Origin of the sequence: Gilliamella sp. wkB292 (genome assembly GCF_001690235.1) — a bacterium.
Classification (GTDB): domain Bacteria; phylum Pseudomonadota; class Gammaproteobacteria; order Enterobacterales; family Orbaceae; genus Gilliamella; species Gilliamella apicola_F.
Map to the genome: position 1 here is coordinate 1 of NZ_LZGO01000038.1, position 5565 is coordinate 5565.

The 5565-nt window shown below is 30.4% G+C and carries 4 protein-coding genes and 1 pseudogene; all 5 read right to left on the reverse strand.

Annotation, left to right across the window (positions count from 1 at the left end; all coding sequences use genetic code 11):
* The coding region (locus tag A9G09_RS12995) for a phage/plasmid replication protein (RefSeq protein WP_218056822.1) at nucleotides 1-416 on the reverse strand (416 nt) is incomplete at its 3' end.
* Nucleotides 417-582: 166 nt separating this feature from the next.
* Nucleotides 583-990: a hypothetical protein gene (locus A9G09_RS13000; protein ID WP_218056823.1), complete on the reverse strand. Its 408-nt coding sequence runs from the start codon at nucleotides 988-990 to the stop codon at nucleotides 583-585.
* Nucleotides 991-1459: 469 nt separating this feature from the next.
* Nucleotides 1460-3403, reverse strand: coding sequence for a U32 family peptidase (locus A9G09_RS04060; RefSeq protein WP_065633634.1), 1944 nt, complete (start codon nucleotides 3401-3403; stop codon nucleotides 1460-1462).
* A gap of 212 nt (nucleotides 3404-3615) precedes the next feature.
* The gene (locus tag A9G09_RS04065) at nucleotides 3616-5304 is read right to left on the reverse strand and encodes a Stealth CR1 domain-containing protein (RefSeq protein ID WP_065633635.1); all 1689 of its coding nucleotides are present in this window, start codon (nucleotides 5302-5304) and stop codon (nucleotides 3616-3618) included.
* A pseudogene (locus A9G09_RS12855) lies at nucleotides 5297-5565 on the reverse strand (hypothetical protein); the annotation flags it as partial. The gene A9G09_RS04065 and the pseudogene A9G09_RS12855, both read right to left, overlap by 8 nt.

A 5565-nucleotide genomic window follows, 5' to 3' on the forward strand; every position in this document is an offset into this window, starting at 1 on the left:
GCTAATTTAAAAATTTGCGGCATTTGATACCAATCTGGAATCGGACAATCTGCAACTACAACTTTTCTAATTTCACGTATAGCAACTGGACAAAATTTAGATAAATTAAAACGCAGTGCAATATCGATACCGATTTTTCTTAATCGTGAACTATGAATTTTTACTTGCGATTTACTAAAATCAAAAGTTTGTCCACACATCCACTGAACGGCATACATCGCTGTTATATTTGCAGATCGCATTGTTTCTACAACACCCAGTCTAATAAGCTGATCACTAATCGTTTCAAAATCCATAGCACTCACCGATAACTTTTTATCTAAGTTTAAAAATTCATTATGTAATTCATTTAATCGTGTATAGTCTGATAATCCCCAATAATGTAAATTTTCTCGTTTTAAAAATCGGGATTTCAATTTCTGTTCAAATCTCACTACGCCATTTTGTTTACAATACTCTATTATTCTATTTAAGCAACTGAATTAATTTGAATTTTCACCAAATTTGCTTTTTATTTTTGTTAAACTATGTAATTCTAGTTCGTGAGATTTGTTATAAACCGTAGGATAGATTAGATGAGCGTTACCTTGCTTTGACCGACTGACCGTTACTATGTAATCTAGGAACACTATAACGATAATTTTGAGTAGATAAACCTGCTAAATAATCCTGAACATTACCATTACCAACCATACGATTAGATGTAATATGAAGTTCTTTTATTATTGCTCTATCGGAAAAATTTTCAATTTTGGAACCATTTGGACTCCGAAACATTAATTTTGTGCATTTTGGAAACTGTGGCAAATTCAAATCATTCAAAATTTGATTGAAAACATCAACGCAACTATCAACAGTACGTAACCCAAATAGATTTTCTATACGCCCCCACAGTGATGGATTGCCCGACATTCTTAACACTGAGCTACTAATTTTTATCAAAACAGAATCACAGAACGAACCCTGATGTCTATATGGTTGTTGTGACAATGCAGTAGCCCCGCCAGTTTTAATGAAAATCCGCTTATAAGCGATTGACAATAGCAATACGGTGCAATTATTCACATAAAATGTAAATAACACTGTGTATAAAATTTAATTCATGATCTAAATCAATACGTTAATTAGATGAGTAAAAAATAATCAGTATAAGCGTTACTAATCTTTCTATGTCTTCTCAAACAACAATATTAGTTTTATTGTCATCACTTCCCTTTGATTTTAAGAATGGTAATAATGTAAATCTCGTTGAATTATCACTAATTTTATTTTAGTTAAATCACCAATCAATATAAAATACCGTTAACAATCAATAAGTTAAAGTTTGCATAATGTATATTATGTTAAATATTAATAGTTATTACGAACTTCTGCTTTGTTGTTACCTTACTAAACTTGACTAAGAAGTTTTGCACAGTTAAATGCTAAAAATGTTAAAAATCATTAACCAATTTACAATTTAGCTATTTTCAGTCAGTAAAATGACCTCACTACCTGGTAATGGCATTTTTAGAATATGATTTTTTATTTTCCCCCAAACTTGCATTTCACACGCTTTACAATTAAATTTTAACAGTAATTCCTCATTATTTTGAATAAGCTTCATTGGTGTAACTTTAGTTTTAACACCTTGTATACCTTTAGCTTGTTTAGGACATAAATTAAATGCAAAACGTAAACAATGTTTAGTTATCATTAATGGTGCATCGTCTTTAATTTGGTGAGCTTCATAAGCACTTTCAATTAATTCAACCCCATGCTGAGTGTAAAATTCTCTCGCTTTAAGATTATAAACATTGGCCAAAAACGATAACTGATTTTCAGGATACATTGGCTTTGGTATTAATTCAGGTTTGCGCTTTTGTCGACAATAATTTTTTAGTCGTTCTGTGGTTAATTTTGCGATAATATCTCGTCTAAATTGGTTAAGTTGGCTGCTGGGGATAAAATAGACTTTTGATAAATTGATTTTAAAATCAATTAAATAATAGATAGTTTGACCAAGTTTTGAAAGATTATCACGAATATTGTTAATTGCTTTATCAGGTTGATCGGCAATAGCAAATACGCTATTTAGCTCTAATGAGGCGCAAACGCCCTCTTCGCTTTTAGCCGAAAGTATAATACCATCATCTTGATTACTTAATTCAAATGAAACAGCTATACGCCGATCACTTGATTGTTTAAGTAAATTTTGCTGCCAAATATGATCTAAATTTCGATTAACTAAATAAGGTAATTTCACCGAAAACAGCGCTTTAGGAATTTCATTCGGGAAAATTCGATATTGACCAACTGCAATTTTTTCTACTTTATCAGCTCTAAAACCATGAATTTCACGTTTGATTAAAACATTCAAACCATCACCGTTAGTTAATAATTTATCTGTTTTGATCTCTATCGTTTTTGATGTAACTTTTGTAATTTCACCTATGGATAAGCCAATAAATTTTGGTGAGTCAAAAGCCCCTATATCCGGTTTTCGACCATGAACAAAATAATCGGTACTACCTCGATGGAAAGTTCGATTCGGATCGGGAGTAAAAAAGAACTCAGTCTTACCGCTTGATTCAGGTGATAAATCAGGAGACTCACATAAGATTTGGTCTAATTTTTGACGATAAAACGCTGTAATATTTTTTACATAACTTAGATCTTTATAACGCCCTTCTATTTTGAATGATCGCACCCCTGCGCTGATTAATTCTCGTAAATTATTTGATTGATTATTATCTTTCATAGATAAAAGATGTTTTTCGTAAGCAACAATTCGACCTTTATCATCTTTTAAAGTAAAAGGTAATCGGCATGCTTGAGAACAATCACCACGATTAGCACTACGCCCTGTTTGAGCATGAGAAATATAACACTGCCCAGAAAATGCAACACAAAGTGCACCATGAATAAAAAATTCTATTTTTGCATCTATTTGTTCATGAATTTTAGCAATTTCAATTAAATTTAACTCTCGAGCAAGTACAATTTGCGAAAACCCAACTTCAGATAAAAATTTAGCTTTTTCAGGTGTTCTTATATCCATTTGAGTGCTGGCATGTAAATCAATCGGAGGAATATCCATATTCAATATGCCCATATCTTGCACAATCAATGCATCGACACCTGCATCATAAAATTGCCAAATAAGCTGTCTTGCAGCTTCAAGTTCATTATCATGCAATATGGTATTTAGAGTCACAAAAACTTTTGCATAATAGTGATGAGCAAATTCAACTAATTGAGCAATATCACTAACTGAATTACCAGCATTATGTCTAGCACCAAAACTCGGTCCACCTATATATACTGCATCAGCACCATGCATTATAGCTTGTTTGGCAATTTCAATATTTTTAGCTGGGCTAAGTAATTCTAATTTATTATAGGTCGCTTTTTGATGCAACATTTAACTATCTCACAAACTCAGGTTTAGCAGGTATGGAATTGACAAGTGTTATAGTGATTATCATAACACTTGTCAAGACAATATAAGATTAAATAAAGGATTTAAAATTAACGGTTATATGAACCATTTCGTAAGGCATCGATCCGTTTTTCTAATGGAGGATGCGACATAAATAATTTAATTGTCAAACTATATAAATATTACCAATACAATTAAAAGGATTTATCTAATTCCCATTCAGCGGCAATTGGAAATGCTTTCATCATAAAACTCGCTACTTTCGATATTTGTTCTTCCGTAATAGTTCTATGATCATTTAGACAAAATACTTCACATTTACCTTCTTTAATTTTTAATGATAAGTTAGATAATTTAGAGTCTAAATTAGGATCATCAGAACTAATATATTCATATCTAATTGAAGATACAACGCTCTTTCCTTCTGAATAAGCGAAATAGGATGACATAAGATATAAAGGAGAAATTGTTTCAGTCTCTCTAAATCTAGAACGACTTGTTTTATCTATTTGTTTTTGAAACAAATCAATCATTTTTTCAATAATATGTATATTTTTAATCATTGGAGCATGCAGAGGCCAAAATGAAGGCCACTTATTAAATTTTTCGTAAAAACATTGGGCCGTGAATAGAGATAACTGAGTTGTAGGCTCGCTATCTGCAAAAACTTCACCATAGGCATTAGGAATAGGTTCAAGAAATAACTTAGCTACACCATTAGGATGAATAAAATGTTGTTTGCTTACAGGAGAGCCAAAAAAATAGTCATCATTTGCATATATAAAATTATCCGATAATCCTTCTATTTTATGAATCCAAGATTCGATAGCTACAGAATTAAATACTGGTAAGCACGTCTTATCATTACATATGTCATCATGGTTAATCATTACGATTTTGTCGTGGTCTGTATCTAACCAATAAGGTATTTGATGATCAGTAACTATAAATATCTTTCTTATAAATTTAGCATACGCTGCAACACTACGTAGAGAATATCTTAGTTGTTCATAATCTATAAAACGTGTATCTTGATTCTGTATACTTTCTCCAGAATAATAACTTTTTTTTCTTAACCATTCAGGATCACTATCACTTACCCAAGTATATACTATATCAATTGGACCTTCATATTCATCAAAAAGAAATGAATCTAGTCTTAACATTGATTGAATATTGTCAATATGTTGAATATCTTTTCCTAATCTTATTGGAGCAAATGAATGCACCGTTCGATTAACATGAGCTTTTGGTATAAATTGAATTTGGGAGTTTTTATTTCTTGTCATAATTCCGTGTGGAGTCATATACCAAGGATCAAATTGAAATATTGTATTTTTATATACATATTTATCATCATGAAAATACAATCTAACTAAATCATATCGATTGTTCCCTTCTACAATATATACATTTTTTGTAAATTTCTCACTGCTCCTAATTAATTCAATAATGTTTGTTACAAATAGATCTTGTACAGCTATTCTAATAATATGATTCCAACCAGTATGAACAATATGATAATTTATCCCTGCTTTGTCTAATAGGCTAAACAGTACTACATCTTGCTCGTGCGGAGTAATAAAATCTTCAATTAAGGTTGATAATCCAATAGTGTTTAAATTATTCTGTTTCACTTTTTCTGGAGTAATTTTAGTAGGTAAATTAAGCTTTTTCTCCATTTCATTTGGAGTTTTTGTAGGGATAACATTCTCAATTGAACTTGATTTTTGTGTTATGTTTTCTGGAGAATTTTTAATAATTACATTAGAAGTTTGTAACACGTCTTTCTTACGATTTAGTTTCTTAAATAAAAATGAATCTTTAACAAAAGCTTTAGGATTTTTTATTAGTTTACGAGTTTTTCTTATCAATTTAGACATTATAATTATCCTCAATAGTTACATTTTCAAATTCAAGGCAATTATGATTATTAGAAAAATATGCCAAGTCTAGTTTACGCATAGCATTTGATAATGAATATTGATCAATTTTTTTCTTATTTACAAACCCTATAGATGGATTGTCTATGTATTCTTTTATTTTATTTGATAATGCATTAACATTTTCATTTTCAAATAGATAATTATCCGACTCTAGTATTTCTTTAAATGATGGGATATTTGTTGCTATAATTCTACAAC